The 4,426-nt window shown below is 49.1% G+C and carries 5 protein-coding genes; all 5 read right to left on the minus strand.

The window, feature by feature from the left end; all coding sequences use genetic code 11:
• Window positions 1-246: 246 nt before the first annotated feature.
• Entirely contained in the window at window positions 247-531 is a 285-nt protein-coding gene (locus tag G5S52_RS23325) for a type VI secretion system PAAR protein (protein ID WP_165018857.1), read from the minus strand.
• Between the two features lie 21 nt (window positions 532-552).
• Window positions 553-1,062 carry a hypothetical protein gene (locus tag G5S52_RS23330; protein ID WP_165018861.1) on the minus strand — a complete coding sequence of 170 codons (510 nt, stop codon included), beginning with the start codon at window positions 1,060-1,062 and terminating at the stop codon, window positions 553-555.
• Window positions 1,059-2,030: a PoNe immunity protein domain-containing protein gene (locus G5S52_RS23335; protein WP_165018863.1), complete on the minus strand. Its 972-nt coding sequence runs from the start codon at window positions 2,028-2,030 to the stop codon at window positions 1,059-1,061. The genes G5S52_RS23330 and G5S52_RS23335 overlap by 4 nt, the downstream gene beginning before the upstream one ends.
• Window positions 2,027-3,355 (minus strand): hypothetical protein, encoded by a 1,329-nt coding sequence (locus G5S52_RS23340; protein ID WP_165018865.1) that lies wholly within the window; start codon window positions 3,353-3,355, stop codon window positions 2,027-2,029. The genes G5S52_RS23335 and G5S52_RS23340 overlap by 4 nt, the downstream gene beginning before the upstream one ends.
• On the minus strand, window positions 3,355-4,426 hold a 1,072-nt coding region (locus tag G5S52_RS23345; protein WP_165018867.1), incomplete at its 5' end, for a type VI secretion system Vgr family protein. The genes G5S52_RS23345 and G5S52_RS23340, both read right to left, overlap by 1 nt.

Raw genomic sequence — 4,426 nt, forward strand, 5'->3', positions numbered from 1 at the left:
TTTAATGAAAACAGAGACTTAGCCGACTCCAGAAAAAGGGAGAGCAAGGTATTGCTTGTGGGTTGGGCGAAAAGTTGCTCAGCGAGCAAGATTTGGCCGGATTGGTCAGGTTGGTTTGAAGTGAAATGAGAAGTTACTGGGGCTAGGTATCTGAATTGGTGGAGGTTGATGCCGCCCAATATATTCAGAGATCAGGCGGTTAGTTTGGGAAGATAAACTAAGAAAGGTAGGAGTAATACAACAGGTTTAACCGATATTTACTGTGCCGCCGCCAATAACCATGCCACCGCAGCTTACTGGGTCTCCCGTTCTTGCTACGGGTTTTCCATCAGCAAAAACCGTCGCTGAACCTGCCGCAATACTGCGGCCATGTGGAGGGTGCTTGGGTTTGTCATGAGGCGCAAGTGGGTCGCCCAAACGGCAAACTGGGATACCATCAATTTTGACTGTGCCAGAGCCAGCGGTCGTTGGCGTTGGTGGGAAACCATCGTGGTCTGTTCCCGTATCCCCCAGTCGAACTGCATTTCCCATGACTTATTCCTTATTAAATTCTTAGTTTTTAACCAAAGGGATAATACCCAACAGCCTGCTAAAGAAGAAAATCTTACTTTTAGCGAGCTCAATCTCTGTTTCCGAAGCACAGAGTATCTGGCGGATCTTGTATTTCGGCGCGAGCGTGATAATGGCCTTTTGGTTCTGGTCATCAACGAATTTCAGGGCGGATTCACCGGATGCCGTCACCTCGGCGACATCAGCACCGGCGGAAGAAGCAGCCTTTTCGATTAACGCGAGGTCTTTAGAGGGTGTCACCAGGCACTTCGCGTCATTCAGCTCCGAACTACCCATCATAAGATACTCTGCAAACTCTGCTCTTTCAGTCCTATCCATTTCTTTCGCGAGGTAGATGTCTCCATCATTTTCGATGGCGAGCTTACCGCTAAACACACCCACGACATATTGTTGAGATGTCGATGAGTCGGCAGGTGTGGAGTAGCTTCCTTCCATTGACGCGAAGACTGATGAGACCAGAAAAATAGAGGATGCAGCTAAGAATCTGATCATCGGCTGATCCAAACCACGGCATCACCGTGTTCGTTTTCTGTGTTTCCGCCAAATCGCTCACCTGTTTCAAGTTGAAAGACTTCGTTACTCAGGTTGGATGTCCACTCTGCTGATACTGGCACTTCATCATTTGGAAGAGCTAGATGGTGGAAAGGCAATTTTTCATTTGAGAACAGCGAACCGACACCCTTTTCACGGGCATAGTCGACCCAGTCTTTTGGATAGTAAAGCGACTTCCTGTAGCTGCTGTCATCAAGGTCAAAGAGCAGGGTAGCTGCCGCAGATTCAAGTGACCAATAACCGAAGTGAGTGGCGTGTCTGCCTTTGTGTCGGTTATGCCAATAACAGTTTTTCATCCCCTGATACCAGCCTTTTAAGTACGCGTTCATCGACTGCTGACGCTCAGCTTTAGTTGGGGAAGCGCCATCACCTTTGATGGCATCGTAGAAATCTTTGTAGGGCTTTTCAAAAACCAGTGAATCTTGGCGAGGAAGTCCTTGAAGGCCAACACGGGTATAAAACTGAACGATGCATTTGTCATCACCGTCAGCTGGATTTTTGCCTGTCATACGTGCGATAAGAAGCAGCGCATCTCTATTGCCTGTTAAAACGGCAAGGCTGACAAGCCATAGGAGAAACTGATAACCGTCTGGCTCCCAATAATTTAGCACTTTGAACGGGAATTGTTCTTTGTGTCTAAATAGATCTTGAAATGCTGCTTTAACTAATTCTTCGACGCTTTCAAGATTTGTACCTCGAGAATACTCGAGTAAAACGTGTTCAAATTTGGCGAGAGAGAGTGACCAGCTAATGCCAGCGCGATGGACAATATCTTTAGTCTCATCAGTCAATCTGCCATAACGCTTAGCGTTGTCTTTTGTGAAGTACGCGTGCTGCTCTTCATAAACAGCTTCTTCCAGAAACGCATCCCTTCGCAATTGGTTAAAATTTGGCGCTTGCCCTGTCATCTCATAACCTCTTCAATGCTTCTTGCATTGGCATCCAGTCTTGTAATGTTCACTACCTCACCAGTCTCATCAACTATCATCAGCCATCTGTCATAGCCTTCATCCATGATGTCATCAGCAACATCACGGCCGACTTCATCGGCAAGTCTGGGCTGAATCCAAGCATCACTCATTTGTTTAGATGCCGGATAACCGTTCGAACCTCGAGTAGTAGAAAGTAGACTATTACTGGCAACGCCATCTGAATCAATATACTGACCTGAATTTGTACGATATTTTGTTTCGGTCACGATATAAGGGGGTGGTGGGTTAGCATTTTCATAGATGCCGTCGATGCCCCGACCGCGTGGGACATCCTCTAACGCACGAACCTGACGATTGTCCGGTAGTATGTTGCGGTGACCCTGATTGAGCATGTAATTATCACTGATAATTTCGCCATAAAGCCCTTTCTGAGTTCGGGTCAGAATGCGAGGGTTAACAGCGGCGACGCTTGGGTCGAGTTCATGCACAGTGCGTGCATTAACGTCTGCACGATAGTTTGGTGAGTATTCGTCCGCCTGCTTGCGAAGTGCATCTTCAATGCCATCTAGAATACGTTGAACCGGCGCTAGAGCGGGGGCAAGCATACGATCTGCAGCGTCTTGAACCCAACGAACTATGAGGACCGCTTCATCAAGCCATACCTTGACATCGCCCGGAGCGAAATAACGGATCTTACCGACGACATCAGTAAGCGTTTGCACGGCAGAATCCAGCAGCGATTTGAGGTTGCTGACTGTCACTTCTCCACGAATGCTGCTGAGCTTGTCGGCAACCTGACGCAAAATTACGCTGACATCCGAAATACCGAGAATTCGGCGCACTTTTTCGTTACCAAGGAACGACAGGATAGGCGCCATGGCGGGTCGGATAGCTTTGGCAACGTCACCCCCTGCTTTGCGGACGAACAGGAAGAGGATTTTTAAAACCCCTTTGATCGCTGAACCCAGGCTTGGTATTAAGCCTACCAGGGTCAGACAAAGCGCCACCCAAGCGGCGGTGTTAGTGCGGTCTTTGTAGATTTGGCGACAGTTGGCAATGAGGTCTCTACAATCCAGTACCTGGTCGACAATTGGGATCAGGCCAAGAACAGCATTAGCAGCAATTTGTCCCGTGGTTTGATTGGTGTTGAAATCACCTTGAAGGGCTTCCCAAATCCATTCCACAGCACCAATCGTGGCGTCGTAAGCTTCCTGCGCCTTACGCGAAACATAATCCTCACCTGCGTTGTAAGCAGACTCGAGGTTGTTGTAAAGGTACTCGAATACATCATTGCCCCACATTAGCCAGCACCTCCCAGCAACTTGTCTATTTTCCCGCCGAGAGAGTCGATAGGCTCACGTTCTAAATCTTCAAACTCATCATCTGGATCGTAATAAACGCGGATTGGACCAGACGGAACTTCATCAATACGGGCATAACCATCACCATCGAGCGTTCCTGATACTTCGGTGCCATCACTCAAAATGGCGCGATAAGGGGTGTCGGCGAAAGGCTGCATGTCAGGATCTATATATTCAAATTCGACCCAGTTTGGGACAATTTCACTGGTCAGTAAGCTTGAAATGCTTGGCATTGCAGGTGCTGCGCCACTGCCACTTCCCGCACTGCCTCCAGAGTTGAGGTTCACGACAGGACCTGAAATATGAACCCCTGCAGGGTCCAGCTTTACAAAACCGGAGGCGGTTTTGACGGTAATTTCAGTGCCTGCTTCGATGATGACTTTGTCGCCCGCTTTGTGGTGAATTTCAGTGCCTGCTTCAAGCAGTTGTTTCTTCCCTTGCTTGATGTGCAGTGAGGTATCGACTGTTAGGCTGATACCACCTTTCACATGCTCTTTGGATTGCCCATCGACAGTGAGGTGGTCATCCACCTTGATATGCTGGAACCTTTCATTCTCCACATCCAGATGGAGGTCATGTTTGATGTTGTCCTTGCGGTCATTCTCAACCAGCAGGTTCATGTCCTTCTGGGCATGGACATAGATTTCCTCCTGCCCCGCCTGGTCCTCAAAGCGAAGCTCATTAAAACCTTCCCCCTGATGGGTTTCGGTTCTAAGCACCGTGCGCGTCTTGTTGGCAGGCAGCGGGTAGGGAGGTACATTGGTGGCATGATACGTACGCCCGGTGACAATCGGCTGGTCCGGGTCACCTTCAAGGAAAGAGACAATTACCTCATGACCGATGCGGGGAATGGCCATCATGCCATACTGACCGCCCGCCCAGCCCTGAGAGACCCGTACCCAACAACTTGACGCATCATCACTGTTGCCATAACGGTCCCAGGGGAACTGCACCTTCACCCTGCCATGTTCATCACAGAAGATTTCCTCGCCATCGGGACCGGTAACAATC

Source organism: Grimontia sedimenti, from assembly GCF_011045095.1.
Taxonomy (GTDB): Bacteria; Pseudomonadota; Gammaproteobacteria; order Enterobacterales; family Vibrionaceae; genus Enterovibrio; species Enterovibrio sedimenti.

Coding starts and splice junctions, on each gene's coding strand:
- G5S52_RS23325 (WP_165018857.1), bottom strand. CDS start 531: ATGGGAAATGCAGTTCGACTGGGGGATACGGGAACAGACCACGATGGT.
- G5S52_RS23330 (WP_165018861.1), bottom strand. CDS start 1,062: ATGATCAGATTCTTAGCTGCATCCTCTATTTTTCTGGTCTCATCAGTC.
- G5S52_RS23335 (WP_165018863.1), bottom strand. CDS start 2,030: ATGACAGGGCAAGCGCCAAATTTTAACCAATTGCGAAGGGATGCGTTT.
- G5S52_RS23340 (WP_165018865.1), bottom strand. CDS start 3,355: ATGTGGGGCAATGATGTATTCGAGTACCTTTACAACAACCTCGAGTCT.